The sequence below is a fragment of the Rahnella sp. PD12R genome (assembly GCF_019200965.1).
Taxonomy (GTDB): Bacteria; Pseudomonadota; Gammaproteobacteria; order Enterobacterales; family Enterobacteriaceae; genus Rahnella; species Rahnella laticis.
The window spans coordinates 46,935-71,967 of sequence record NZ_JAHTMS010000009.1 but is presented as its reverse complement, the minus strand read 5'-3'; the positions used below and the strand labels follow the sequence as shown (position 1 = coordinate 71,967).

The 25,033-nt window shown below is 51.3% G+C and carries 28 protein-coding genes; 12 read left to right on the top strand and 16 right to left on the bottom strand.

From position 1 onward, the window contains the following. Positions 1–374: 374 nt before the first annotated feature. Entirely contained in the window at positions 375–920 is a 546-nt protein-coding gene (locus KWG64_RS17855) for a cytochrome b (protein ID WP_101077222.1), read from the top strand. A gap of 49 nt (positions 921–969) precedes the next feature. Then, positions 970–1,545 (top strand): YceI family protein, encoded by a 576-nt coding sequence (locus tag KWG64_RS17850; RefSeq protein WP_218522763.1) that lies wholly within the window; start codon positions 970–972, stop codon positions 1,543–1,545. 71 nt (positions 1,546–1,616) lie between these two features. Here KWG64_RS17850 and KWG64_RS17845 read toward each other — a convergent pair whose 3' ends face one another. Continuing rightward, positions 1,617–2,672: a rhodanese-related sulfurtransferase gene (locus KWG64_RS17845; RefSeq protein WP_101077224.1), complete on the bottom strand. Its 1,056-nt coding sequence runs from the start codon at positions 2,670–2,672 to the stop codon at positions 1,617–1,619. Positions 2,673–3,028: 356 nt separating this feature from the next. Here KWG64_RS17845 and KWG64_RS17840 point away from each other — a divergent pair, with 356 nt between their 5' ends. From KWG64_RS17840 to mdtG, 4 genes are all read left to right on the top strand, one after another. After that, a complete protein-coding gene (locus KWG64_RS17840; protein ID WP_218522666.1) occupies positions 3,029–4,126 on the top strand; it encodes an NADH:flavin oxidoreductase/NADH oxidase in 1,098 nt (365 codons plus the stop codon). Between the two features lie 350 nt (positions 4,127–4,476). Then, positions 4,477–5,412, top strand: a complete 936-nt coding sequence (locus tag KWG64_RS17835) for a Kdo(2)-lipid IV(A) acyltransferase (protein WP_152325584.1) — start codon at positions 4,477–4,479, stop codon at positions 5,410–5,412. Between the two features lie 198 nt (positions 5,413–5,610). Further along, positions 5,611–6,045 (top strand): DoxX family protein, encoded by a 435-nt coding sequence (locus tag KWG64_RS17830; protein ID WP_195822837.1) that lies wholly within the window; start codon positions 5,611–5,613, stop codon positions 6,043–6,045. Between the two features lie 291 nt (positions 6,046–6,336). Beyond that, positions 6,337–7,575, top strand: a complete 1,239-nt coding sequence (gene mdtG, locus KWG64_RS17825) for a multidrug efflux MFS transporter MdtG (RefSeq protein ID WP_195822836.1) — start codon at positions 6,337–6,339, stop codon at positions 7,573–7,575. A gap of 24 nt (positions 7,576–7,599) precedes the next feature. On the opposite strand, the gene KWG64_RS17820 is transcribed toward mdtG, so the two are convergent. Further along, complete coding sequence (locus KWG64_RS17820; protein ID WP_218522665.1) at positions 7,600–7,956, bottom strand: hypothetical protein; 357 nt, start codon at positions 7,954–7,956, stop codon at positions 7,600–7,602. A 131-nt stretch (positions 7,957–8,087) separates the two neighbouring features. Then, a complete protein-coding gene (locus KWG64_RS17815; RefSeq protein WP_218522664.1) occupies positions 8,088–8,486 on the bottom strand; it encodes a VOC family protein in 399 nt (132 codons plus the stop codon). Between the two features lie 226 nt (positions 8,487–8,712). Here KWG64_RS17815 and KWG64_RS17810 point away from each other — a divergent pair, with 226 nt between their 5' ends. Continuing rightward, complete coding sequence (locus KWG64_RS17810) at positions 8,713–9,120, top strand: MysB family protein (protein ID WP_195814049.1); 408 nt, start codon at positions 8,713–8,715, stop codon at positions 9,118–9,120. 15 nt (positions 9,121–9,135) lie between these two features. Here the strand turns inward: KWG64_RS17810 and KWG64_RS17805 are convergent, their stop codons facing one another. From KWG64_RS17805 to KWG64_RS17795, 3 genes are all read right to left on the bottom strand, one after another. After that, positions 9,136–9,381: a YceK/YidQ family lipoprotein gene (locus tag KWG64_RS17805; RefSeq protein WP_218522663.1), complete on the bottom strand. Its 246-nt coding sequence runs from the start codon at positions 9,379–9,381 to the stop codon at positions 9,136–9,138. A 236-nt stretch (positions 9,382–9,617) separates the two neighbouring features. Continuing rightward, on the bottom strand, positions 9,618–12,200 hold the full coding sequence (gene mdoH, locus KWG64_RS17800; protein ID WP_195822833.1) for a glucans biosynthesis glucosyltransferase MdoH: 2,583 nt from the start codon (positions 12,198–12,200) through the stop codon (positions 9,618–9,620). Further along, positions 12,193–13,728 (bottom strand): glucan biosynthesis protein G, encoded by a 1,536-nt coding sequence (locus tag KWG64_RS17795; protein WP_152325576.1) that lies wholly within the window; start codon positions 13,726–13,728, stop codon positions 12,193–12,195. Before KWG64_RS17795 ends, mdoH begins: the two co-directional genes overlap by 8 nt. Before the next feature lie 329 nt (positions 13,729–14,057). Between KWG64_RS17795 and mdoC the strand changes: the two genes are divergently transcribed. Beyond that, positions 14,058–15,242, top strand: a complete 1,185-nt coding sequence (gene mdoC / locus KWG64_RS17790) for a glucans biosynthesis protein MdoC (protein ID WP_218522662.1) — start codon at positions 14,058–14,060, stop codon at positions 15,240–15,242. A 99-nt stretch (positions 15,243–15,341) separates the two neighbouring features. Here the strand turns inward: mdoC and KWG64_RS17785 are convergent, their stop codons facing one another. Together KWG64_RS17785 and KWG64_RS17780 are read right to left on the bottom strand one after the other, a co-directional pair. Further along, the gene (locus KWG64_RS17785; protein ID WP_218522661.1) at positions 15,342–16,376 is read right to left on the bottom strand and encodes an HlyD family secretion protein; all 1,035 of its coding nucleotides are present in this window, start codon (positions 16,374–16,376) and stop codon (positions 15,342–15,344) included. A gap of 58 nt (positions 16,377–16,434) precedes the next feature. After that, complete coding sequence (locus KWG64_RS17780; RefSeq protein WP_218522762.1) at positions 16,435–18,045, bottom strand: MFS transporter; 1,611 nt, start codon at positions 18,043–18,045, stop codon at positions 16,435–16,437. A 255-nt stretch (positions 18,046–18,300) separates the two neighbouring features. Here KWG64_RS17780 and KWG64_RS17775 point away from each other — a divergent pair, with 255 nt between their 5' ends. Both KWG64_RS17775 and KWG64_RS17770 read left to right on the top strand, forming a co-directional pair. Further along, a complete protein-coding gene (locus KWG64_RS17775) occupies positions 18,301–19,065 on the top strand; it encodes an IclR family transcriptional regulator (RefSeq protein WP_218522660.1) in 765 nt (254 codons plus the stop codon). A gap of 38 nt (positions 19,066–19,103) precedes the next feature. Beyond that, the gene (locus KWG64_RS17770) at positions 19,104–19,550 is read left to right on the top strand and encodes a universal stress protein (protein ID WP_195822829.1); all 447 of its coding nucleotides are present in this window, start codon (positions 19,104–19,106) and stop codon (positions 19,548–19,550) included. Positions 19,551–19,622: 72 nt separating this feature from the next. On the opposite strand, the gene KWG64_RS17765 is transcribed toward KWG64_RS17770, so the two are convergent. The 3 genes from KWG64_RS17765 to KWG64_RS25725 all read right to left on the bottom strand — a co-directional run bounded on the left by KWG64_RS17765 (position 19,623) and on the right by KWG64_RS25725 (position 21,035). Next, positions 19,623–19,883 carry a hypothetical protein gene (locus KWG64_RS17765; RefSeq protein WP_152326325.1) on the bottom strand — a complete coding sequence of 87 codons (261 nt, stop codon included), beginning with the start codon at positions 19,881–19,883 and terminating at the stop codon, positions 19,623–19,625. 427 nt (positions 19,884–20,310) lie between these two features. Next, positions 20,311–20,652, bottom strand: a complete 342-nt coding sequence (locus KWG64_RS17760) for a DUF2502 domain-containing protein (RefSeq protein ID WP_152325571.1) — start codon at positions 20,650–20,652, stop codon at positions 20,311–20,313. Positions 20,653–20,903: 251 nt separating this feature from the next. Further along, positions 20,904–21,035, bottom strand: a complete 132-nt coding sequence (locus tag KWG64_RS25725) for a hypothetical protein (protein WP_013576285.1) — start codon at positions 21,033–21,035, stop codon at positions 20,904–20,906. A gap of 213 nt (positions 21,036–21,248) precedes the next feature. Between KWG64_RS25725 and KWG64_RS17755 the strand changes: the two genes are divergently transcribed. Beyond that, positions 21,249–21,461 carry a YccJ family protein gene (locus KWG64_RS17755; protein ID WP_152325570.1) on the top strand — a complete coding sequence of 71 codons (213 nt, stop codon included), beginning with the start codon at positions 21,249–21,251 and terminating at the stop codon, positions 21,459–21,461. 70 nt (positions 21,462–21,531) lie between these two features. On the opposite strand, the gene KWG64_RS17750 is transcribed toward KWG64_RS17755, so the two are convergent. The 3 genes from KWG64_RS17750 to KWG64_RS17740 form a co-directional block, all read right to left on the bottom strand. Beyond that, positions 21,532–21,795 carry a hypothetical protein gene (locus tag KWG64_RS17750; protein WP_226790063.1) on the bottom strand — a complete coding sequence of 88 codons (264 nt, stop codon included), beginning with the start codon at positions 21,793–21,795 and terminating at the stop codon, positions 21,532–21,534. Between the two features lie 48 nt (positions 21,796–21,843). Then, positions 21,844–22,119 carry a hypothetical protein gene (locus KWG64_RS17745; protein ID WP_195822828.1) on the bottom strand — a complete coding sequence of 92 codons (276 nt, stop codon included), beginning with the start codon at positions 22,117–22,119 and terminating at the stop codon, positions 21,844–21,846. A 128-nt stretch (positions 22,120–22,247) separates the two neighbouring features. Next, positions 22,248–22,754, bottom strand: coding sequence for a YlaC family protein (locus tag KWG64_RS17740; RefSeq protein WP_195822827.1), 507 nt, complete (start codon positions 22,752–22,754; stop codon positions 22,248–22,250). 182 nt (positions 22,755–22,936) lie between these two features. Between KWG64_RS17740 and KWG64_RS17735 the strand changes: the two genes are divergently transcribed. Next, positions 22,937–23,413, top strand: a complete 477-nt coding sequence (locus tag KWG64_RS17735; RefSeq protein WP_195814058.1) for a GyrI-like domain-containing protein — start codon at positions 22,937–22,939, stop codon at positions 23,411–23,413. 5 nt (positions 23,414–23,418) lie between these two features. Here the strand turns inward: KWG64_RS17735 and deoR are convergent, their stop codons facing one another. Continuing rightward, the gene (deoR, locus tag KWG64_RS17730) at positions 23,419–24,183 is read right to left on the bottom strand and encodes a DNA-binding transcriptional repressor DeoR (protein WP_218522659.1); all 765 of its coding nucleotides are present in this window, start codon (positions 24,181–24,183) and stop codon (positions 23,419–23,421) included. A gap of 84 nt (positions 24,184–24,267) precedes the next feature. Beyond that, on the bottom strand, positions 24,268–24,927 hold the full coding sequence (locus KWG64_RS17725; RefSeq protein WP_218522658.1) for a metallophosphoesterase: 660 nt from the start codon (positions 24,925–24,927) through the stop codon (positions 24,268–24,270). Positions 24,928–25,033: the final 106 nt, after the last annotated feature.

Below are 25,033 nucleotides of genomic sequence, written 5' to 3'. Positions count from 1 at the left end.
ACGTTATATTTAAGGAATATTTAGAATTAATATCCCGAAGAGTCTTATCCGCTAAATCAGATAACGTTTTTCATTTTAGTCATCATACAAAAATAACAATCACGGATGAAATTAATTTTTTTACTCAAATTTTTAGTAATAAAACAAACTTTACCGTCGATGACAAAACCTGACAAATCCGCACCCAGACTGAATCCCAGCCCATCAAAGCCGTTCTGATGAATCAAAAACGAATAAGCTGAACAAGATAACCTTAATCAGTTCAAAAATAGTGAACAAGTTAAATTAATCATCTAATTTGAAAATAATAGTTTGCCAGAATGTTTCCAAATGTTTACTTTCCAAAAATAACTCTCACAACGAGCGGCCAAATTATGTTTTGGAAAAATACGACTGTGCGCTTCGGGCATATTTCAATTCTGATCCACTGGATTGTTGCGCTGGCTGTTTATGGCCTTTTCGCACTGGGATTATGGATGGTCGGGCTGGGCTATTACGACACCTGGTATCACCGGGCTCCGGAAATTCATAAAAGCATTGGCGTGCTGGTTTTCGCGGCCATGGTATTCCGGCTGGCCTGGCGCTTTATTTCGCCGCCACCAAAACCGCTGGACAGCTACAGCGCTAAAACCCGGCTCGGGGCCTGGCTCGCGCATGTTCTGCTTTTTGCCGGTCTGTTCGGGATCCTGCTCAGCGGCTATCTCATTTCGACCGCCGAAGGCCAGCCGGTCAGCGTTTTCGGCTGGTTTGATATTCCGGCCACCCTGTTCGGGCTTGAGCAACAGGCGGACATCGCCGGCACCGTACATCTGTGGATGGCGTGGGGAATTGTGATTATCTCTGCGTTCCACGCGCTGGCCGCACTCAAACATCATTTCATCGACCGCGACAGCACGCTGACACGCATGCTGGGGCGCTGAACTGTTTCACCTTGCGATTCACTTAATGGATAAATGGAGAATAACCATGCTGAAAAAAACCACTCTGGGCCTGACACTGGCATCCCTGCTGCTGGCCGCAGGCACCGCAAGTGCGGCGAATTACAAAATCGACAAAGAAGGACAGCACGCGTTTATTGAGTTCCGCATCAAGCATCTGGGCTACAGCTGGCTTTACGGCAGTTTTAACGATTTTGACGGCGGCTTTACCTTTGACGAGAAAGACCCGTCAGCGGATAAAGTGAACGTGACCATCAACACCACCAGCGTGTTCACGAACCATGCCGAACGTGATAAACACCTGCGCAGCGCGGAATTCCTCAATGTGAGCAAGCATCCGCAGGCTACATTTAAATCCACGTCGGTGAAAAAAGAGGGCGATAACCTGGCCGTTACCGGTGATTTCACCCTGAATGGCGTGACGAAACCGTTAACCCTTCAGGCGAAATTGCTGGGTCAGGGTAAGGATCCGTGGGGCGGTTATCGCGCCGGGTTTGAAGCCGCAGGCACAATTGCGCTGAAGGATTACGGGATCACCACCGATCTCGGCCCTGCATCGCAGGATGTCGAGCTGATCATTTCCGTGGAAGGCGTGCAGGAAAAGTAATCCGCATCGCCAAAACAAAAGGCCCTGACGGTTTTAAATCGTCAGGGCCTTTTTTACGACGGATCAAAAGTTCAGTCGTTTTCCGGTGCCGGAATGTGCATGGTCGTTTGCAACAGCCCTTTGGACTTATTGAAAATCTTGATCCCATTTTCACGGCCAGCACGCAGCGCACGCTGTTCTTCAACCGGCAGTTTCAGCTCAGTCATACAGATTTCGCTGCAACAACCGTCGAACTTCGCCGCACAGGTCGGACACTGAATGAACAGCAAATGGCAGCCGTCATTTTTACAGTTGGTATGGTTATCACACGCCGCGCCACACTGATGACAATGCGCGATCACATCGTCAGAAATGCGTTCGCCCATGCGTTCATCAAAGACAAAGTTTTTACCTTTGAATTTAACTGGCAAACCCTGCTCTTTCGCACGGCGCGCATATTCGATAATGCCGCCTTCCACGTGATACACGTTTTTAAAACCGTTATGCAGCATGTAGGCGCTGGCTTTTTCACAGCGAATACCGCCGGTGCAATACATGACGATTTTCTTGTCTTTGTCTTCTTTCAGCATATCAACGGCCATTGGCAGCTGATCGCGGAAAGTGTCAGACGGGACTTCAATCGCTTTATCGAAATGCCCCACTTCATATTCATAGTGGTTACGCATATCGACAAACAGCGTATCCGGGTCGTCAATCATGGCGTTGACCTGCTCGGCTTTCAGGTACTCGCCGATATTCGACGGATCGAACGACTCATCATCGATGCCGTCCGCCACAATACGGTCACGCACTTTCAGACGCAGAACCCAGAAGGATTTGCCGTCGTCTTCCAGCGCCACGTTCAGGCGGATGTTATCCAGCGCCGGATGGCTGGAAAACAGCTCGGTTTTGAACGCGTCAAACTGGCTTTGCGGCACGCTGATCTGCGCGTTAATCCCTTCTTTTGCCACGTAAATACGGCCAAACACATTCAGGCGTGTCAGGCTGATATACAAGGCATCACGAAAAGCTTTCGGATCTTCGAGCTGGAAATACTTATAAAAAGAAACAGTCGTGCGGGGCTCGGTTTCAGCCAACATGCGCGCTCTGAGTTCCTCGTTAGAAATACGGTTATGTAACACTGGCATGGTGTACGTTCCTGTCTTTCAGGGGGATTTAACTATTGGAAACCAATTAGCTACTTTTGAAGCGGCAAGATTATACATTAAAGCAACACCGGCGACATCTTCCGTTGCAAATTCATGATAAGAAAAACACCTGCTGCTTCTTGCCCTTTTTCTAAATGCGGTAACCTATTCTCAGATGTTATCCATACTTGTGATCTATACCCAAAATAATTCAAGTTGCTTGAAGGCGGCAAAGCCGTGAATCCCCAGGAGCTTACTCAAGTAAGTGACTGGGGTGAGCGGTTGCAGCCAACGCATAAGCAGCTTGAAGTATGACGGGTATATCCACCACATTGATTTTTTAAGGGGCAGGAAATATGAGCAAACTTTTTGAACCGATTTCTTTGGGCGGCCTGACGCTCCCTAACCGCATTGTTATCGCACCAATGTGCCAGTACTCCTCCGACGAGGGGAAAGCGACTTCGTGGCACCACGCGCATCTCGGACAATTGTCATTTTCCGGTGCTGGTTTGCTGATCCTCGAAGCCACAGCGGTGGAAGCCGTCGGGCGCATTTCTGCGCAGGATTTAGGGCTGTGGGATGATGAAACTGAAGCTGCGCTGAAAGGACTGATCGACGGCCTGCGCGAAAACAGCAATATTCCTCTCGGTTTGCAGCTCGGCCACGCAGGACGCAAAGCCTCTCACGCCGCACCGTGGAAAGGCGGCGCGCAAATTTCTCAGTCCGCCGGTGGCTGGCAAACCGCCGCACCTTCCGCTATTCCTTTTGCCGAAGGAACAGAAGCGCCCGCCGCGCTTTCTGCTGAACGCATCAGCGAACTGAAAAAAGCATACGTGGATAGCGTACGACGCGCCGATCGCCTCGGGTTTGATCTGCTGGAACTGCACGGCGCGCACGGTTATCTCCTGCACCAGTTCCTGTCTCCGCTTTCCAACCAGCGCACCGATCAGTACGGCGGTTCTCTGGAAAACCGTATGCGCCTGCTGCTGGAAATCTTCCAGGAAATTCGCGCGGCCTTCCCGGCGGATAAACCCATCGGCGTGCGCATCTCCGCCACCGACTGGGTAGAAGGCGGTTGGGATCTGGAGCAATCCATTGAACTCGCCAAAGCACTGGATAAGCTGGGTTGCAGTTATATTCATGTGTCCAGCGGCGGCCTGAGCCAGCACCAGAAAATCGCCGTAGGACCAAATTATCAGGTGCCATTCGCCGACAGCATCAAACAGCACGTCAAAATGCCGGTGATCGCCGTGGGCTTAATCACTGAACCGGAACAGGCCGAAGCCATTGTTGGCACCGGACAGGCGGATATGATCGCACTGGCACGCGGTATTTTGTATAACCCACGCTGGCCATGGCACGCCGCTGCAAAACTCGGGGCAAAAGTTTATGCACCGAAACAGTACTGGCGCAGCGAACCTCACAGCGTGAAAGGATTATTCCTGCCGGAATAATGCCGGGTAGTTTACTAAACGTGATCACGGACAGCCCCCGGGCTGTCCGTTTCATTGACAAAAAGCCGTTCTCTGCGGATATTTGATTCGAAGACGCATGGAGAAAACAGCTGAACTGTTCATAAACAAATCACATTGTTTTTCATTCATGCAGTCCATAAGTTAAATGAGGTATTAGTGCCGTGAATTTTCACCTAATACCAAAAAAGTGCCACACTATGTCACTTTGCTACAAAAAATAACGGATAACACGCGCTCCATATCGGAATGTGGACGTATTTCTGTAGCGGGCTGCTGCATTAGACAGAGCTTATAAACTTTCTACTTCGATCCATTGACGCAGAGATTCTATGACTCAGGTACCTACCTTTAATCGTTCGTTATTGCATCCACGCTACTGGATCACCTGGATAGGTCTGGGGTTGTTGTACGCGCTGGTATTATTGCCTTATCCGGTCATTTACCGCATCGGTACCGGGCTTGGGCGCTTCTCAATGCGCTTTCTGAAACGTCGCTACAAAATCGCCCAGCGTAATATCGAACTGTGTTTCCCCGATATGCACCCGGAACAGCGGGAAGACATGGTCGTGAAAAATTTCGAATCAGTCGGCATGGGTTTATTTGAAACCGGCATGGCCTGGTTCTGGCCTGACTGGCGTATAGAACGCTGGTTTAAAGTCAGCGGTCTGGAACATATTCAGCGCGCCCGTGATAACAAACAAGGCGTGTTGCTGATTGGCGTTCATTTCCTGACGCTGGAACTGGGTGCGCGTATTTTCGGTATTCATAATCCGGGCGTCGGCGTTTATCGCCCGCATGACAATAAGCTGATGGACTGGATCCAGACCAAAGGCCGCATGCGTTCAAATAAAGGGATGCTGGATCGCAAAGATCTGAAAGGAATGATCCGCAGCCTGAAACAGGGCGATATTATCTGGTACGCGCCGGATCACGACTACGGCCCGCGCGCCAGCGTGTTTGTGCCTTTCTTTGCCGTGGATAAAGCCGCGACAACCACCGGCACCTATCTGCTGGCACGAATGGGCAAACCGGCCATTATTCCATTTACGCCGCGCCGTCTGGCGGGCGGAAAAGGCTACGAAATGATTATTCATCCGCAGGTCGCCGATTTCCCGCTGGATGATGAAGTGGTTGCCGCCGCGTACATGAACAAAGTGGTAGAAGACGAAATCCGTCAGGCACCTGAGCAATATATGTGGCTGCATCGCCGCTTCAAAACGCGCCCGCAGGGCGAGCCTTCGCTGTACAAAGCCCTCAGCGAGTAAACTTAAAGGCCGGTTCAGTGCATCCTGAACCGGTTTTTTGATTTGCTTCGACAGTTTTTTTGACAGACTTCTTCAAAGTTATCAGATTTTATCCCATCCCATTTAGGCCAATACTCTCCCCATGATTTCTCCACGTGATTACTCCCACACTTCTTGGGAGCCGCGTGGCCACTTTGTGACCTTCAAAAGGAATACATCATGCTGGCTAAACTGAACACTGCTTTTACCCGCGTTACCGATCACCCTGACTTTGGTAAGTTGCTGTTGCGTCTGACTTTCGGGATTTTGATTTTATTCCACGGCGTGGCGAAAATGGAAAATGGCGTGGGCTGGATTGCCAAAATGTTGCAGGCCGCTGGCTTACCGGGATTCATCGCTTATGGCGCATACATCGGTGAAGTGATTGCACCGGTTCTGATTATTCTGGGCATCTTTACCCGCCCTGCGGCGCTGGTGATGGCATTCAACATTTTAGTGGCAGTTCTGCTGGTGGTTGCCGGTAAATTCTTCACCGTGACCGATGTCGGCGCCTGGGGTCTGGAAGGCGAAGCCTTATACTTCTTTGGCGGCCTGGTGATTATGTTCCTGGGCAGCGGCCGTTATTCTGTGATGAAAAACGCAGCCCTGCGTTAAACCCTGTTTTATTGCTGTGTCTGTTTTTTGGTTTGTATTTTAATTCTGTGTCTGTCGCGGCCAGCCTCATCGCTGGCCGTTTTTTTTGCATTTTCGCCGCCTCAGTTGATCTTCTTCATCACGCCTGCCGCGATAAAACGGTATTTTACTTTCGTTGTTACAGTTCATTAACATCATTGAAGTGGATGATAATTAGGCGCATAATTATCCAGCCAATTGATTGTTACTTGTGCTCTGCCTTGTTCCCATCGGTCATTCCAGAGCGAATCTGACCTCTTTTTTCGGTAATTTATGACTTCGGCATCTGAATCTGAAACCGCACCAGAACCCATAAACTGGAAACGAAATCTGTATGTTGCCTGGATTGGCTGCTTCCTTACCGGTGCCGCATTCAGCCTGATCATGCCTTTCCTGCCGCTTTACGTCGAAACTCTGGGTGTGACCGGCCACGAATCCCTGAACATGTGGTCGGGTCTGGTATTCAGCATTACCTTCCTGTTTTCCGCGATTGCTTCGCCCTTCTGGGGCGGCCTGGCTGACCGTAAAGGCCGTAAAATCATGCTGCTGCGCTCTGCGCTGGGCATGGCGATTGTCATGATGCTCATGGGCTTTGCGCAAAACATCTGGCAATTTTTAGTCCTTCGCGCGCTGCTGGGTTTGCTCGGCGGCTTTGTGCCGAATGCCAATGCGCTGATTGCCACACAAATTCCACGCAATAAAAGCGGCTGGGCGCTGGGGACACTCTCCACAGGTGGCGTCAGCGGCGCACTGCTTGGCCCGCTGGTCGGCGGTTTGCTGGCCGATAACTACGGTTTGCGCCCCGTATTCTTCATTACCGCAGCCGTACTTTTCCTCTGTTTTGTGATGACGTTATACTGTATCCGCGAACAATTTGTTCCTGTGAACAAGAAAGACATGCTCAACCGCAAGCAGGTTTTTGCTTCGCTGAAAAACCCCAAGCTGGTGCTTTGCCTGTTTGTCACCACGATGATTATTCAGGTGGCGACCGGATCGATTGCGCCAATACTCACGCTTTACGTGCGCGAACTGGCGGGCAACACTGCAAATCTGGCGTTTATCAGCGGGATGATTGCGTCGGTGCCCGGCGTGGCTGCGCTGATGAGTGCGCCGAGGCTGGGGAAACTAGGGGACAGAATCGGGCCTGAAAGGATTTTGGTGGCCATGATGGGGTTATCCGTCCTTTTGCTGATCCCGATGGCATTCGTGCAAACGCCGCTTCAGTTAGGCATTTTACGTTTTCTGCTGGGGGCAACCGACGGTGCGCTGCTCCCGGCGGTGCAAACGCTGCTGATTTACAACTGCACCAATCAGGTGGCGGGAAGGGTTTTCAGCTATAACCAGTCTTTCCGTGATGTCGGGAATGTCACCGGCCCTCTGCTGGGTGCGGCAGTTTCGGCAAGCTACGGATTCCGCACGGTATTTTGCGTCACGGCGCTGGTGGTTCTGTTTAACGCCGTGTATTCCTGGTGGTGTCTGCAACGCCGGCCGCGTCAGGCAATGGTCGATTAATTCCGGCCAGCGTGTTGAAACACCTTACTTAGCTTTTTCTGCCTGCGGAGGCACCGGCAGGTGGTCAGGCACTTCAACCACCGCCAGACGGACTTCATAATGTTTGCCCGCCGTTGTCGACGGAAGCACCGAAGTCAGTTTCTGAATCGTTTCCGTTGGATTATCGCTGGCCACGCTCGCACAGAATAATGCGCCCGGATGGCAGAGCCCCATCATCACCGGTGGCGGAGGGAGCATGCCTTCATGGTCGAATGGCGGCATACCGTGCGGGTGTTCCATCGGCGGTTGCGGATGCGTGCTGTCAGCCGCCATACCGGCGACGCTGAAAAACAGACTAAGACCACACAGCGGCATAAGCAAAGTACGGGAAAGCATCTTCATAGCAGTAACCTTATTCTTGAAAGTTCACCGCCACTCTACCTGCCAATTCTGCCCCGGACTGGCGGTTTGCTAAACTTTTACCCTCTGCCACCGCCCTCTTTGCAAAGCTGAAGCTCTTCTGACATTTCTCTTTACACGGTCCAGTCACGTGAAGCCAGCACCACGCGATAACCGTCTAAATCTTCGAACGTTTGACCATTTTCATCCCAATACGGATTGTATGAAGGAACGGCAATAAACCCGGCTTGCAGCATTGCGTCGCACTGCGCCTGCCATTGCGCCGGCTCCGGGATATAAAACACCAGCAGGTTATCCTGCGTCGGCGCGCGCCCGACGCTGGTTCCGTGGTGATGCGTAAATTCCAGGTGGTAATGATGATGCGGATGGCCGATCAGAACGCCATCAAAATTCTGATGATTGCTGAAACCGCCGATCACCTCAAAGCCCAGTCCCTGACTGTACATCGCCGCAATCCGCTCCAGATGATCTGTCGGACGGGCAACCCTCAGCACCGCATTTCGTGAAACCATAGCCGCCATCACTCCTTCAGTTTACCGTGCTCCGGCATTAAGACTCAGAGAATAGCAGAAGAAAGGCGACCTGTTTTTTTATCTCAAAACTTGCATCCTGTCATTTATCGACAACAATCATTTAATCAGAGTTTTCACTGTCAGATGGCTGTTACTTCTTCATTCCTAACGCTATTTACTATCAAGACTATTGATTATTTCCCCTCATTCAACTCAGGAGACAACAATGAGCATGTACGCAACGCTTGAAGAAGCTATTGATGCCGCCCGCGAAGAATTTCTCGAAGCCGCACAGGAAAAAGTTCAGAACGATGAAGAGCCCGTTCCGGATCAGTTCAACCTGCAAAAATACATCATGCAGGATGGCGATGTGATGTGGCAGGCAGAATTTCTCAGCGATGAAGGTGACGCCATCGATGCGCTGACGTTCCGCAGTGGCGCGGCCGCGCAGGCTATCTTTGACGAAGATTACGATCAGATCGAACTCGAAGAAGAATGGCAGGAAGAAGCGACGCTGTATGAATGGGACGAAGGTGAATTCCAGCATGAGCCGCAACTGGATACGGAAGAAGGCGAAGCCGCCGCCGAAGAGTGGGATGACGAGGACGATTATCCGGGCCGGGATATCGACTAAACGTTTCTAACAGATTTATTCGTAAGGCCCGTGGCGGGCGTCAATCGGCAGCATGAAGGTATCGACAATCATGGACAGCGGAACATCGATAACAGTGACATACCGCCACGGGCTGTCACGTAAATCCCACTGCACGCCGGGATAATACTGGTTGCCATGCCCCTGCCCCGGCACGGTGCGGCTGATAATGCTGCCGCAACCTGTCAGCGCGGTAGCCAGTAGCGCCAGTACACATCCACGAAAAATTACGCGATTAATCACTTACCCAACCTGTCGATTCAAATCAAAAGAAGCTCTTTTTAAGCGCTGAACAGCGCGCTCAGAATATCACACGCGTTATGTACCCTGATGTTAAGGGTACGTAAAACTTTATACGCTGCGGGCCTGAGAGTCACCTGTTGTCTTTGCGGCGTGATAGGCTGTGCAGGTCTGTGATCGTGAAGCAATAAAAAGGGCAGCATGTTTTCACATACTGCCCTTTCAGCCCGCTAGTTAACTCAGGCGGGTTTAACTTCCAGCGTCTGCGTCACAGGGAAAGCCTGCACGTTACGTGGAAGCTGGTCGTAGTAAGCGCCCCACGCCTGCTGATCGGGTTGCGTCCACACCGCGGAGTGTAAACGCGCCATCAGCACCGGGTCGCTCAGCAAGACCAGTCGGTCAGCTTTGCCCAAATCTTTTGGCCCGGTTTTCAGAGCCTGCTCCAGACGAGCACGACGACCGTTTTCTACCGTTTCACGCAACAGGTGACGGGATGTCGCCATCGCCGTTGCCAGTGCGTTGAAGCCCGGATCAAACACCGCATGCATAAAGCCGTTTTGCAGCTTACGTTCACGGTTCAGCGCCAGATATTCTTCAGTCGCAACCAGCTCGCGCGGCGGGTCGTACTCTTCCGGGATCAGGAACAGTTTGGCTTTCTTACTCTTAATCCCAAGCGTTGCACGGCTCGAAAGAACCGAAACAATCGGTGACAGGATCAGAGAGAAGACGATTGGCGCCAGCCACCAGAGGAAGCGCAAGTCCAGCCATGCCATACCGGCAGCCCAGACGGCACCGAGCAGAAGCTGCGAACCATGGCGTTTAAATGCTTCGCCCCACGGCGTGTCATCATCGTCACGCTGCGGAGAGTTCCAGACCACTTCCCAGCCCAGGAATGCGCTGACCACGAAAACGGTGTGGAACAACATACGCACCGGCGCCAGCAGCACCGAGAACAGCATTTCCAGGAACATGGAAACCAGTAGACGGAATGCACCACCAAATTGCTTCGCTCCCTTCGCCCAGATCAGGACGATACTCAGCAGTTTTGGCAGGAACAGCAGAACCATTGTTGTCGAGAACAAGGCAATTGCCAGCTCAGGACGCCATTGTGGCCATACCGGGAATAACTGACGCGGTTGCAGGAAGTACGTCGGTTCCATCAGCGTATGCACCACCTGCAATGCCGTGGACAACGCAAGGAACGTAAACCACAGTGGCGCAGACAGGTAGGACATAACGCCGGTCAGGAACACCGCACGGTGAACCGGGTGCATACCTTTGACCAGGAACAGGCGGAAGTTCATCAGGTTACCGTGACACCAGCGACGGTCGCGTTTCAGCTCGTCGAGCAGGTTTGGCGGTAATTCTTCATAACTGCCCGGCAGATCGTAAGCAATCCACACACCCCAGCCCGCACGGCGCATCAGCGCAGCTTCCACAAAGTCGTGAGACATGATGGAACCGGCGAATGAACCTTCACCCGGCAACGGCGCAAGCGCACAGTGCTCGATGAACGGTTTCACGCGGATAATGGCGTTGTGCCCCCAGTAGTGGGATTCACCCAACTGCCAGAAGTGAAGACCGGCGGTAAACAGCGGGCCGTAAACACGGGTCGCAAACTGCTGGCAACGTGCATACAGCGTATCCATGCCCGACGCTTTTGGCGCAGACTGAATAATACCGGCGTTCGGGTTCGCATCCATCAGACGTGCCAGACCGGTCAGACATTCGCCGCTCATGACGCTGTCCGCATCGAGGATAACCATGTAGGCATATTCCCCACCCCAGCGACGGCACCAGTCATCAATGTTTCCGCTTTTACGCTTCACACGGCGACGGCGACGGCGATAGAAGATACGGCCATGACCATCTACATCGCGGCACACTTCCATCCAGGCTTTTTGTTCAGCGACACAGATATCCGGATCGTAGCTGTCACTCAGCACGTAAATATCAAACTGATCCAAATCACCTGTAGCTTTAACGGATTCGTAAGTGGCGCGCAGGCCCGCGAAAACGCGTTCCACGTCTTCGTTACAAATCGGCATGATCAGCGCAGTACGGTTATTCGGGTTCAGCGGCTCATCGCCCTTCGTCGACGCGGTGATGCTGTATTTGTCGCGCCCGATAAGCAATTGTAAAAAGCCCATCAGCGCGGTCCAGAAACCGGCCGAAACCCAACAGAACAGAATGGCAAATAACACCAGAATCCCGGTCTGCAACACGTACGGCAGCAATTGCAGAACCGACTGCAACCAGTCCTGATTCAGCATATCTGCGGGGTCGATCAGCGCCCAGCCCTGATAAGGCAGGATGGTTTTCATATACCAGGTTGCGATCGCCGTCTGTACCAGCATCAGAACCAGCAGGACATAACGACGAACCGAACCGGCATGACGCCAGCGCTTTTCTGACTCCGGCATATCGGCAACGGTATGACGCGAAGCCGCGCTGCGCCCCATCAGGTTGTCCCAGAAGCGCCCTACCGGGTTGGTACGCCAGACATCCGGGAACATACTTGAACGCTTCACCGGCGGCATTGCGCTGGCGATGGTGCGCCCTTCGTTGTCCACTTCGTCCAGAGAACCGTTGGCCAGCGCATCCGGCCAGCTTGCGCCGACGCGCGCTTTCACCGAGAGCAGAGGTGCATCCGGTTCAGGGGCATTAGCAGAGGCTGTCACATCACCGCCTAAGCGGTGATGTACGGTAGCAAAAGCCTGCTCATCTTCAGCGGGAAGCTGCTGAGTGAGCGCCGCTTTCTGGTCATCAGTAAGCGGCAAAGCTTCTACATAATCATGAGTAGAGTGCGTTGACTTATTCATTTGCAGGCAGCTGATAGCTCCAGGTTTCACTCAGTGTTTTATCGCCATTAGCCAGAGAAGCGCGCATTTCGATCGCCTTCTTCGGATCTTTCACTTTCAGGCGCAGCGTCAGACGCCAGCCTTTGGTTACCGGATTATAGCGGACAGTGTTTTCAACCAGTTCACCGTTGTCACCCACGCTGACCTGAGACGCCACCGGAGTATCGCTTTTCAGGGCTTTCAGATTTGGACCGACAAAATCAACCAGGAAAGCCACACTGCCGTCTGGTTCACGGATCAGATTCGACTGTTTCACATCGCCGGTAGAACGCATGGTACGTTCAACCCACGCCAGATCCGGAGAATGTAATTTTTCTTCTTCACGGGTGAAATGCAGACGATAGTTCAGGCTCAGCGGTTTACCGGCATCCGGCAATTGTTCCGGTGTCCAGAACGCGACGATGTTGTCGTTGGTTTCATCAGCGGTTGGAATTTCCACCAGCTCAACTTTACCTTTACCCCAGTCGCCTTTGGTCTCAACCCAGCCGCTCGGACGCAGGTCGTAACGATCGTCGAGATCTTCAAAGTTAGAGAAGCTGCGACCACGTTGCAGCAGACCGAAGCCTTTCGGGTTCTCCATAGAGAACTGGCTGACAGCAAGGTGTTTCGGATTGTTCAGCGGACGCCAGATCCATTCACCGTTACCGGCATGGATAGACAGACCGTTGGAATCATGCAGCGCCGGACGATAGTTCATCACCGGAGAAGGCTGATTCGCGCCAAACAGGAACATGCTGGTCAGCGGAGCAATGCCCAGCTTGCCAACTTTGTCACGCAGATAAACTTGTGACTGCACGTCAACGGTCGCTTCTTTGCCCGGATACACATCCAGACGATAAGCACCGGTCGCACGCGGCGAATCGAGCAAGGCATAAATGACTAAATGTTTTTCGTCTGGATTTGGACGTTCAATCCAGAACTCGCGGAAACGCGGGAATTCTTCGCCGGAAGCCAGCGCGGTGTCGATCGCCAGACCACGGGCAGACAAGCCATAAACCTGGCCTTTACCGATGACGCGGAAGTAGCTGGCACCCAGCACACTCATAATTTCATCATCTTTGTCTGCTTTATTGATCGGATAAAGCACTTTGAAGCCAGCAAAACCGAGGTTTTTGACTGAGTCAGCGTCATGTTTGACGTTGCCAAAGTTAAAGTAGTCCGGGCTGTATTTGATTTCTTTGACGGAGTCTGCCGTCACTTCGTTGATTTTTACCGGAGTGTCGAAGTACATCCCCTGATGGTAGAACTCAAGCTTGAAAGGCGTATTCAGGTTTTTCCAGTACGCTTTGTCATGATTGAATTGAATTTGTTGGTAATCTGCGAATTTAAGATCGCGGAATTGAGACGGAAGATTGCTTTTCGGCGCTTCGTAACCTTTATCGGCTAATGCCTTCGCTTGTTTGGCAACATCATCTATAGAAAAAGCCCAGGCAGATGAGGTGAACATGGTCATCAACACTGCGGCACTTAGCAAACGGACTTTGATCATACGTGACCCTATGGAAAAATTTTTATCCGACACTTTGTCTCCTATGCGCGCTTCAATCATTCACTGTAACTATTTTATGGGAAGTGTCAGGTTTCCGACAACTTGAGCAGTCGATGGTTCAGCCATTGATGAACCGTTTAAGCGCAACAGGGTACAAGGATATCAATTCGTTGAAACTCCGGCTATGGAAACTTGTCCTATAACAATGCATGTTTTAAGGTGAGAAACTAAACTAATGTCAACGACAGTCATTTTTGGTTACCTGAGAAATTAACCCGAATACAAACTACGCTCTAAAATTAGGATGAGCCACATACAACGGATACGTAATGAAACCACAAAAACCACAACGTGAGTTTTTCCTGGACTCTATCCGCGCATATTTGATGCTGCTGGGTATTCCTTTCCATATATCATTGATTTACTCCAGTCATATCTGGGCGGTAAACAGTGCGGTGCCTTCGCACGGCCTGACAATTTTCAATGATATTATCCACGCCTTCCGGATGCAGGTTTTCTTTGTCATCTCCGGGTATTTTTCTTATATGCTGTATGAGCGCTACGACTCACACCAGTGGCTCAAGGTGCGGCTGGAGCGGGTTGCCATCCCGCTGGTGGCGGCCTTCCCGCTGATCACTATTCCGCAGCTCTATTTCCTGATGAAATTCACCAGTAAATTCTCAGACTGGGGAAATATGGATTTCTATCAAAAGATTAACATTACCGTCTGGGAATTAGTGTCCCATTTATGGTTCCTGTTAACGCTAGTTATTCTGACCAGTATTTGTTTTTACCTCTTCAAATTTATTAAAGAAATTAAGATTAGTCGCATTCAATTAATAAAAAGCCGGACAAACACGTTAGGAAAACTCTCAATTGTATTTTTATTTATCGGCTTAATTTATGCCGCGTTTAACCGTGGACTGTATCTTTTTGCACCTAATTTACTTTCTAACGGTGCGTTTAATTTCATCGTGATGCAGACACTGTTTTATCTGCCATTTTTCATCATCGGCGCGTTTGCTTATAAATTCTCCTGGTTGAAAGAGCTGTTCCTGAAGCCTTCAGCAACCGCCGGCGTGGTGAGCATCTTCCTGTTCGCCGCTTACATGTTTAATCAGCACGTGAATACTCCGCAGCTGTACTCGATGGAAATCGACGCCATCATCACCACCCTGCTGGGGATCCTGATGGTCAACGTGGTGTTCTCATTCAGCCACTATCTCCTCAATTTCCAGGCGCCGTGGATCACTTACCTGGTGAACTCATCGCTGTTTATCTATCTGATTCACCACCCGTTAACGTTGATTTACGGGGCATTTATCACGCCGAAGATCCACAGCGACTGGCTGGGCTTCTGGCTGGGTCTGGTATTCGTATTCGGCATTGCGTTTATCCTGTACGAAGTACACAAACGCATTCCGATTCTGCGATTCCTGTTCTCGGGTAAACCGCAGCATTCGGCGAAGAAGGATTCATCGGACGCCACGCCACCGCAGAATCAGGCGTCCTGACGCTTCAGGTGGCGCGAAAACAATAAGGGCCGTGCGGTTAAGCACGGCCCTTTTGCTATCAGTTGGCTGATTTTTAACGTAAAGAAAGACGAAGGAAAATCAGCGTGACGCGGTATTTATCGTCGGGATCACCGACATTCCGACTTTCAGCCGCTTCGCATCGGCCTGATCTTTATCCAGCAAAATCTTTACCGCCAGACGCTGCACTACTTTGGTGTAGTTACCGGTCGCGTTATCCGGTGAAATTGGCGAAAACGTGACACCTGTGGCCGGAGAAATACTGTCCACTTTCCCTTTCAGCGTCACGCCCGGCAATGCATCGATTTTGATATCAACCGGCTGATTTTGCTGCACATCGCCCAGCTGTGTTTCCAGATAATTCGCCACAATATAGGCATCGTGAAGCGGCACGACTGCCAGCACGCGGGTTCCTGCGCTGACATAGCCACCGATGCGCAGTGAACGCTGGCCGACCACGCCGTCAACCGGCGCCGTGATTTCTGTATAGGAAAGATTCAGTTTCGCCTGCGCCAGCGCAGTGGCAGCAGAATCAATCGCCGCTTTGGCCTGCGCCTGCTCCGCTTTCAGTACATCAACCTGCTTTTCAGCGGCCTGCGCGGCGGCCATATCACTTTGCTGGGAAGCCAGTTTTGAGCGCAAATTAGCATCTGATTCATCTCGCGCATCCGCGGTTCCCGAGCCATTTTGCAGCAAACGTTTGTAACGGTCGGCGCTCTGGCGGGCATACGCAATACTGGCAGAATCTGCATTCACCATGGCCTGCGCCTGTAAAATAGTCTGCTGCTGTTTCGCCAGTTGTGCAGTCAGGCTGAGCATTTGCGCATTCGCCGTTTCGAGGCTGGCCTGCGCGGTGAGCACCGCGTTGCGGTAATCGCGATCGTCAATTTTTGCAAGCACATCGCCCGCTTTAACACTCTGATTATCCTGAACATACACATCAGAAATCGTGCCGGAAATCCGCGGTGCAACCAGTGTAGAGTCTGCCGATACAAAAGCGTCATCGGTTTCCGGTGCGCTCCCTGAAGACAACATCCAGAAGGCAATCACAATCAGTAATACCACCACCACGGCGGCAACCAGCCAGCTCAGGCGGACAGGCGATGTTTTTATCATGATGATTTTCTCTCGTACTTTCTTATAGTGAAATTCATTCGTTCAGGTGATGCTTCATTCAGGGGCGTTTAACCAGAGACTGAGGCGGAAAAGAGCGTTTGGGCAGGATGGCGGCCAGCACAATCAGCGCAAACGCCAGGCCGATAATCAGCATGTAGATATCAGCCAGGCTCATAACCAGTGCCTGCTTCCTGACCAGCGTGGAAAACTGCGTAATGACTTCTGTTGAAATCGCAGAACCGTCAGTGTTCAGCGGTGCCAGAAAACTGCTGCCGCCGCCATAAGGCTGGGAAAGCAGATAATTCACACCGCCAATGTGATTGAGTAAAACGTTGGAATGGAACTGCTCACGGTCGCTGACCATCACGCCCAGAATGGCACTTCCCGCGATACTCCCCATTCCGCGCGTTGTATTAAACATCGCCGCGGCAAACGGGCCTTCCTGCGGCTGAACGACGCTGGTTGCGCCCAGCAAAATGGGCAACACCGCCATCGGCTGGCCGAACGCCTGCATAATCTGAATCACATAAAAGTTGTCACGTACCCAGACGCTGGTGATATGCGTTCCCCAGTAACAGGAAAACCCCACCAGACCCAGCCCGCAGGCCAGAACCCAGCGGCTGTCGACCCCGCGGATAGTCAGGAAAAACGCCACCAGCGGGGCCAGAAGCAGTTGCGGCAAACCGATCGTCAGTGCCAGCGGCCCGACCTGCACCGCACGAAATCCCCCCACCTGCTGCATGAAATTCGCCGGTAATGCCGAGCCGGATAAAAACAGGAACATCAGCGCAAACAGCGTGATTAAACCGTGCGCCAGATTGTGGCGTTTCAACATTTGCAATTTGAACAGCGGCAACGGGTGATGCCATTCGTTAACCAGAAAAATCGTTAGCAGCGCCAGAGAGGCGAAAAACATGACGGTTATCAGCGGCGAGTTGAACCAGTACAGCCGTTCGCCCTGTTGAAGAACCAGCACCAGCAAGGAAATGCCGCTGCATCCCGTCACCATGCCGACAATATCCATCTGTTTAAAACGCTCAAAACGCTGCGGATCTTGTGGCAATCCGTAACCAATCAGCAAATACCCCAGCACACACGGAGGAATGACCTGCCAGAATACCCACTTCCAGCCGACATAGTCGGTCCAGATGGCCGCCATGGAGGTCGCGATGTTCGGCCCAAAAGTAGCGGTCAGCGCATAAGCACTCAGCCCGTAAAGTTTGTACTGTGGCGGCATAAAGCGCAGCGCCGCCGTCATCAGCAAAGGCGGCATCGCCCCGCCAAACAGTCCCTGAACCGCACGCAGCGTAATAAACACCGGCAGGTTGGGTGAATACGGTAAAACGGCGGCGACCAGCAAAAAGCCCAACGTCACGAACAGCGTGAAGCGGCGCAGCGAAAACGTCACCGCCAGCCACGGAGCAATCATCATGGCCGCCACTTCAGCAGCCTGGTAGGAGCCGATCAGCCATGAACCGGGATCATTACTGATACTCAAAGCGCCACGAACATCAGCCAAAGCAATATCCGTGACACGGTCGTTCAGGCCGGAGCAAAGTGCGACGATCAATACGCCCGCTAATCCGGTGACCAGCCTCGCGGTAAACGGCGGTGGTCCGGACATTCCGGCGCTGCTGGCGGCCGGTGCCTGTGAAACTGGCTGATTCATAGTTGTGCTCATTAACTTCGCCGCTTTATGTTGCGCCGACAGTGAGAAGGCAGGTCTGCGCCGGGAACGCGCGGTTCAGTGAGCAATGTCACTTATATTTCGATGCAATGCACCGCATCGTGATACATCACAAAATACTATAATACGGTACAGTGTATTGCAATGTGATTAGGAATTGTTTTTCACCGGTTCAGCCATTACATTGGCAAGACAAGGTGTTGGCGGATGACACCGGATAATGAATAAGGAAAACGAATGGCGCAGGATATTCCGGCAGATGAAGAGCGCAGCGGTGGGATCCAGGTGATCTCGCGGGCGGCATCAGTGCTTAATGCACTGGGCAAACATCCTCAGGGCATGAGCCTGGGAGCCATCGCGAATGATGTCGATCTTCCGCGCTCGACGGTTCAGCGCATCGTTGCCGCACTGGCAGAAGAAGGGCTGGTGCGTTCGGAAGGCAATGGCGGTGTCCGGCTCGGGCCGACGTTGCTGAAACTGGCGTCCACGGTACACACCGACATGATCGCCATCGCCACACCTTTTCTCCGTCATCTGAACGAAATTACCGGGGAGACCGTCGCCATTGGCCGCGCCAGCGGTCGTCAGATTGCCAATATTCACTGCATTGTGGCGGAAAAAGAGTTACGTATTGTTCCCCGCGTGGGCCTGAATTTGCCGATTTACAGCACTTCCTCGGGCCGTGCCTTGCTGGCGTTGAAAACCGATGAGGAGATTCGAATTATTGTCGGTGAAGTGCTGGAGCCTGCGACGAAAAATACCGTCAGCACGCTCGGCGCACTGCTCGATATCGTTGCCGACGTTCGCCGCAACGGTTACTCGATTGAAACGGGCGAAACGGTGGAAGGTGTATCCACTATTGCGATTGCCATCGACACGATTTTGGGGCGCTATTCGGTTTCCGTTCTGGTTCCCACTTCGCGTCTTGAGGCCAGACAGGACGTGATCCGCACCGCTCTGCTTGAGTGCAAAGAAGCGCTGACCAGCGAAATTGGCAAGTAACTTCGAACCTTAAAAATCAGGTTGTATAAGGAATACAAATGTTTGACGTCATTTTGTTAGCCGTAGATGGCTCCAGACAAACGGGATTCGTAGTGGATTTAAGCCGCCAGCTTGCCACCGGCCACAACTCAACGGTCTATGTCACCTGTTGCATTGATGAGTCTTATGCGCTGGAAGAAAACGGCGATATGCCCGGCGAAGTTATCGATTATCCGCCCGCCGAAGAAGAGCAAAACACCGCCCGCGCCGTGGTCGGCCAGGCATTAAAAACGTTGGCGAATGCGGGAGTTCAGGCCAAAGGCAATATTATTGTCGGTAACGCCGGAGAAGCGCTGGTGGCGGAAGCCGTGAAAAGACAGGCATCGGTCATCGTGATGGGCCACCGGCAGCTTTCAGCTTTTGGCCGCATAATGAAAGGTTCGGTCAGTGCAGAAGTTATTGCGCGATCGCCCTGCCCGGTAATGGTAGAAGTGCGGGGAAACTGATCCTTCTGCAATCCCTGCAAGTAAAAATGCAAAAAGCGCCCGAAGGCGCTTTTTTAATGTCGGGAAACAACACTATTTCGTGTTCATTAATCCCATCGATTTTGCCCATTCCGTGATGTGTTCGCGATAGAAAAAGGCAATATCAAATTCCAGTGAACATTCTTTGGATGGCGTGACCGTTCCTAAACACGGATATTCCTGCGGACGGCATTCAAATAAAAACTCATCCATCTCTTCGTCGGTCAGCAATGTATCGCCTTCTATCTTATCCTGATAAAAATAGGCATCTAACATCCAGAGACGGAACTCAAAATCGTTTTTAATCAGGCGCATAGCGGTAATCTCAGTAAATGACAAATAGCGCACCTGAGTAAAAAATCCATAACACGTCAATATGATATCAGGCACGCATTGCGTTCAGGCCTTCCATTGCTGATTTCATATAACAAGAAATTAACACAATAGTGACACTTAGCAAGCAGCACTTTCTCTGAAAAGTTTATGGGATGAGCGTTTATTGCCATTCCTCACAATAATCGGCTTTAAATATAATTTTCGTGAATGATTTATATTTTAAATATTCAGCATGCGATTAATTCTGCAGGAAATTATCAGCGGCGAAGGTTTTAAAACCGATTAAAAACGAAAGGAACAGAACTGACATTGGGGATGCCTCGCATCGCCACTGCCAACCCTGTTCCCAAAATCTGTCGTTACTGTTATTTCGTATTCTGACGCTTAGCCGTTCTGTAAATCGTGATTACCAGCGGCCAGGAGGCGGGCCTTCACGCCAGTGCCCCGGAGGGCCATCGCGCCAGTAGCCCGGAGGCGGACCTTCATGCCAGTGCTCGTGATGCCAGTAGCGCGGCGGTGGCGGCGGAGCCGGTTCGTAATAAACCCAATGTCCGCGGCCTTCATCACGATAATGGTTATCCCACCAGCCTGGCGGACGCCAGTCACCACCGTCCCAGTAATACCCACGATTATCGCGGTCACCGACATGCAGTGACAGCCCCGGCATATTAAGCCCTACCTCGACGTCTGCCTGTGCGATAGCGGGCAAAGTGAGCAAAACGGCGAGAACAAAAATTAGTTTTTTCATTGTGAACCTCACGACCTGCTTATCAGGTGGTGACAAAGTACCGCCAGCTATCTTCCTGTTCTATAGGAATTTATCCCAAAAAAAATGTCCTGACGCTATCCTTACAGTTGCGTCAGAAGCGATGTCGGGGGACTGCGATGCAACACTATGTCGGGAAAGGAGATTCAGCCAGAAATGGCCGGATAAGAATAAATGACAGATACAAAAAAACCGCCGAAGCGGTTTTCTGTTTGCTGCTAAGTTGTGCAAAATCAGATTTTGCAGCCTTCGCAGTCGCTTTCGTCCTGAACGGCTTCAGGCACTTCTGCCGCTTTTTCAGCCGCTTTTACTTCAGCTGTTTCAAGTGCAGCATCAATGTCAAAATCAAAAATATCGTCGCTCATTCTCATCACCTTAATTATTCAAAATCGCGTTCAGTATAAACGACAGTCCCCGCCCGGTGCCGGTTTTTTTGTGCCCTGCACCGGCAATAATCACGGCTTTTCTGCCCTATCCTGCCCCGTGGATTTGCATTAACCCCGCGCAGAAACCATAGTTAACCTGAATATGATCGTGTCATGGAGACACCGTTGCGCACAAAATACGAGGAGAACCGGATGACGACGTCAAACATCAAAGCCTGGGCCAACACACGTGAAACCTCTCATGAAATCGCTGAAGCCATTTTCGAACTGGCTAAAAATGATGAGAAACTGGCGCAGAAAATTTGGGAAGAAGGCAGCGATGAAGTCTTGCCCATCGCGTTCGCAAAAACCAAGGACGACTATTTGTTCTGGGGTGAAGAGAAGATCGACAGGAAAAATGTCTGAACAGTAGCCCGGCCATTCGCCACGAACCCCCGGGGTCTTCCCGGGGTTTTTGCGTTAACCGGATGCGCCGTTAGCTGTCAAAACCAAAGCCCATTTTGTGTGCCCACTCAAACACCTGTTCTTTATAGAAGAATCGGGGTTCACACACGCCAGGCTCACCGGGCGTCTGAATCATCACTGCGACGCAGGGATAAGCTACCGGACGCGCGTCAAAGATAAAATCTTCCACTTCCTGATCGGCAAACTCAGAGGTTTCGCCTACCGCACTTGCCTGGAATATTTCGTCCATGATCCACTGACGGTATTCAAATTCGTTGCTGATAAATTTCATCATTCACCCCTGTTCGGCTTTTACTTAACATGCGGTCAGGACCGGATTTATTCAATGGTGCAGGGTATCGCCACCGCAGCAAGGGCACACTTCGGCACGGGAAACCGACATCGCGGCGCTGCCGTCGCTGTCCCATTCCACCCGTAAAGGTTTGCCATTGTCGTTTTCGGCTTTGATAAAGCGATCAAAATGCATCGCCTGCCCGGTCATTGTTTCAGTCAGCAACAGCTCATCGCCAGCATAAATGCGCGCGGTCGCCTGTGCATCCTGTTTTTCACCGGAAATGATTTTGTGCAGATGATGAATAGTGAGTTTGATTCGTTCCACTGTCGCTCCTGTAACGGCTGGCATCATTTTTCGCATGTTTGATTCATTCACGAAAATGATATCCAGCCGCTATTTTATCAGAGCATGCAGGGTAACGTCATGGGCAGAAGCCATGTTTAAGGGCGCGATCAGTGAGCTAACTGTGCTGTTCTGGTGGGATCTTGCTGCTGACTTTCCAGACGAGCCAGATCGTATACATCATAAAAGTCGATCGAGCCTTTGTTGCGTACGATCGATTCAATGCGATTTTTGATGCGCGAACTTACGCTGCCGGCGCTCAAAATTTGCCTAACCGCATCACCGGATAATTCACGGCTGAAATACCATTCGCCGTTATAGCAAACGCGAAGATCTAACACGCCGATGTCTTCGTAACGGTAAACCGGTTTGATTTCGAGCAGCAGCATCGCCGACATAAACACCAGAAATGCGGTGAAGCCGATAAACCAGCCGATGCCCATGTACGGTGAAACATACATCACCACGCCGACGGCGATATAGCCGACCAGCATCGCCAGGCATAACCACGGATGGTTCACGAAGAACTCTCCATTGATGCGCGCCTTTCCGTCACGGCCTTCCTGACGATTGATCCGATCAATTTCACTGTTTAATACGTTTTTGATTACGTCCATCTCATAACCTCACTGCGTCACGACTATAATGCAATCTGATTACATAATTTTATCATGACAACTGTTATAGCGCGTAGAGCAGTTACCGTGAGTAAAACGGTGAACTGTTATAGATAAGCTTGGCATTGACGTTTTACCCACATGGAAACCACCCAATCTATGTCAGATAAAAGGAGATCATCGTGGCATTATCAATCGTAGAAAGACCGGCCAAAAAGCTGGTGAGCTACCGGGTTGTCGGCCCTTATCAGCAGTCAATCCACAGCGGCTTTCAGCAACTGACCAAATGGGTTGCGCGGCATCATCAGCCGCGTACCGAATGGCTGACCTGGTTTCATGATAACCCTGATACCACGCCGGCAGAGGCTTTGCGGGCCGATCCTTCGGTTTGCGTCGCTGATAATTTTATTCTGGATGAAGCAGAAGGTCTGTCGCTGCAAACGTTGCCAGGAGGCACTTATGCGGCCTATCACACCACTATTGCCGACGGTAATTTTGAGAAAGCCTGGCGCGATTTTTATGCTCAGTTGCTGACCAGTGCGCACTACCGGCCGGACGGAAAAGCCTGTTTCGAACACTATCTCAGTGATGGTTCGAAAAATGGCATCTGGGAAGTTGTACTTTATCAGTCTGTGGAGAAAATTCCCGCCATCCGCTAAAAGGCTCAGACCAGAAGCGGAATGTCAGACTGACTGCAAAAATCGAGATAAGCCCGCGGTGGCTCAGCGTCGCTGACCAGTACATTGAATCGGGCAAGAGGTGCGATTGCCGCCGGTCGCACCTGATCAAACTTCGTGCTGTCTGCCACCAGAATACTTTGCGCAGAACGCTCCATCGCCTGATGTTTCATCAGCAACTCATCAAAATTGTAGCAAGTGACGCCGTGTTCAATACTGACACCGGCCGCCGAAATAAAAGCTTTGGACGGACGGATATAATCCAGCTCACTGCTGCGCCCTAACGGGGTAAAAATACTGTTGCTGGATTTGAACGCGCCACCACACAAAATCACTTCACAGTGAGGCTTTTCCTGCAATGCGAGAAAGGTATTAAGCGAATAGCAGATTGCCGTAAAAACGAGGGTTTCGGGAATGCTTTCTATGACGTAAGGCATTGTGGTGCCGCAATCAAAAAATACCGTGTCATTCGTCTGAATCAGCCCCGCAGCGCGTGAGGCCAGGCGTCTTTTCTCCGCAACCTGACGCATTTTCTGTTCGCTGACGAAATAATGCGTCGCCGGGTTATTCTTGGGATCCATGACAATGTAGCCACCCAGCAAAATAACCGGCGCAGGCGCCACGTTAAGGTCACGGCGTATCGTCATTTCGGAAACATTAAGCAGTAAAGACGCTTCTTTCAGATGAATTTTGTCGGTCTTTTTTAATGCCAGCAACAGACGCTGGATCCTGTCTTCACGCTTATTTTCCATGGTGTTATCTTACGCCTTTCCCGTTCGCAGCCGTTCACTATACCTTTGCCACGCAACCACCGCAAACCCGCCCGTAGCCTGATATTATTGCAATTGCCGTATCGTCAGATAACCGCCAAAGACTGCGCCGGTATCGATATAAAACAGGTTGGCAAATTGCAGTGCAGGTTCAACCGGCGTATGCCCGAAATAGAAAGCATCAGCGCCGGATATCGGCCCGTAACGTCCGGCAAGTGCGTAGTTAATACGGTCGCGGTTCCAGATAATTTCATAACTGTCGAGCGGCTTTCCGAAAACATATTCGTCCGAAACGTAGTCTGCATGCGCAATGACGATGCGTTTCCCTTCGCGCGTGTTGAGTTCGAGAACGTGCGGCAATTTGTCTGCCTGCAAAATCAGCTGTTTTGCCTGCGCCTGAACCTCATCTTCCAGTGCATAAAACCAGTCGCCGCCGTTACGCAGCCATCTTGAAACATTCTCTTCATGGATCGCGTCAATCGCCATCTGCTCGTGATTGCCACGTACACAGCAAAACCAAGGCTCATTGAGCAGGCGCAGACATCCGACGCTGTCGGGACCGCGATCGGCGAGATCGCCGACGGACAACAGCAAATCGCGTTGCGGATCGAACGCTATCTTCGCCAGTTCATGCCCGAGCAGGCTGAGACATCCGTGCAGATCCCCCACGACAAAAATGCGGTGGTAAAGCGAGCCATCGATACGCTGATATAAAGCAGACGTCATACGAAACAGAAATCCATAAAAGCAGTGAATTCTTTAAGTGTAACGTATGAAAAGAAGGAGGAAAGAATGCGTGCGGCTAAGAAGAAAATTTTCGCTGCCCGTCAGC

Coding starts and splice junctions, on each gene's coding strand:
- KWG64_RS17855 (WP_101077222.1), top strand. CDS start 375: ATGTTTTGGAAAAATACGACTGTGCGCTTCGGGCATATTTCAATTCTG.
- KWG64_RS17845 (WP_101077224.1), bottom strand. CDS start 2,672: ATGCCAGTGTTACATAACCGTATTTCTAACGAGGAACTCAGAGCGCGC.
- KWG64_RS17840 (WP_218522666.1), top strand. CDS start 3,029: ATGAGCAAACTTTTTGAACCGATTTCTTTGGGCGGCCTGACGCTCCCT.
- KWG64_RS17835 (WP_152325584.1), top strand. CDS start 4,477: ATGACTCAGGTACCTACCTTTAATCGTTCGTTATTGCATCCACGCTAC.
- KWG64_RS17830 (WP_195822837.1), top strand. CDS start 5,611: ATGCTGGCTAAACTGAACACTGCTTTTACCCGCGTTACCGATCACCCT.
- mdtG (WP_195822836.1), top strand. CDS start 6,337: ATGACTTCGGCATCTGAATCTGAAACCGCACCAGAACCCATAAACTGG.
- KWG64_RS17820 (WP_218522665.1), bottom strand. CDS start 7,956: ATGAAGATGCTTTCCCGTACTTTGCTTATGCCGCTGTGTGGTCTTAGT.
- KWG64_RS17815 (WP_218522664.1), bottom strand. CDS start 8,486: ATGGTTTCACGAAATGCGGTGCTGAGGGTTGCCCGTCCGACAGATCAT.
- KWG64_RS17810 (WP_195814049.1), top strand. CDS start 8,713: ATGAGCATGTACGCAACGCTTGAAGAAGCTATTGATGCCGCCCGCGAA.
- mdoH (WP_195822833.1), bottom strand. CDS start 12,200: ATGAATAAGTCAACGCACTCTACTCATGATTATGTAGAAGCTTTGCCG.
- KWG64_RS17795 (WP_152325576.1), bottom strand. CDS start 13,728: ATGATCAAAGTCCGTTTGCTAAGTGCCGCAGTGTTGATGACCATGTTC.
- mdoC (WP_218522662.1), top strand. CDS start 14,058: ATGAAACCACAAAAACCACAACGTGAGTTTTTCCTGGACTCTATCCGC.
- KWG64_RS17785 (WP_218522661.1), bottom strand. CDS start 16,376: ATGATAAAAACATCGCCTGTCCGCCTGAGCTGGCTGGTTGCCGCCGTG.
- KWG64_RS17780 (WP_218522762.1), bottom strand. CDS start 18,045: ATGAATCAGCCAGTTTCACAGGCACCGGCCGCCAGCAGCGCCGGAATG.
- KWG64_RS17775 (WP_218522660.1), top strand. CDS start 18,301: ATGGCGCAGGATATTCCGGCAGATGAAGAGCGCAGCGGTGGGATCCAG.
- KWG64_RS17770 (WP_195822829.1), top strand. CDS start 19,104: ATGTTTGACGTCATTTTGTTAGCCGTAGATGGCTCCAGACAAACGGGA.
- KWG64_RS17765 (WP_152326325.1), bottom strand. CDS start 19,883: ATGCGCCTGATTAAAAACGATTTTGAGTTCCGTCTCTGGATGTTAGAT.
- KWG64_RS17760 (WP_152325571.1), bottom strand. CDS start 20,652: ATGAAAAAACTAATTTTTGTTCTCGCCGTTTTGCTCACTTTGCCCGCT.
- KWG64_RS25725 (WP_013576285.1), bottom strand. CDS start 21,035: ATGAGCGACGATATTTTTGATTTTGACATTGATGCTGCACTTGAAACA.
- KWG64_RS17755 (WP_152325570.1), top strand. CDS start 21,249: ATGACGACGTCAAACATCAAAGCCTGGGCCAACACACGTGAAACCTCT.
- KWG64_RS17750 (WP_226790063.1), bottom strand. CDS start 21,795: ATGATGAAATTTATCAGCAACGAATTTGAATACCGTCAGTGGATCATG.
- KWG64_RS17740 (WP_195822827.1), bottom strand. CDS start 22,754: ATGGACGTAATCAAAAACGTATTAAACAGTGAAATTGATCGGATCAAT.
- deoR (WP_218522659.1), bottom strand. CDS start 24,183: ATGGAAAATAAGCGTGAAGACAGGATCCAGCGTCTGTTGCTGGCATTA.
- KWG64_RS17725 (WP_218522658.1), bottom strand. CDS start 24,927: ATGACGTCTGCTTTATATCAGCGTATCGATGGCTCGCTTTACCACCGC.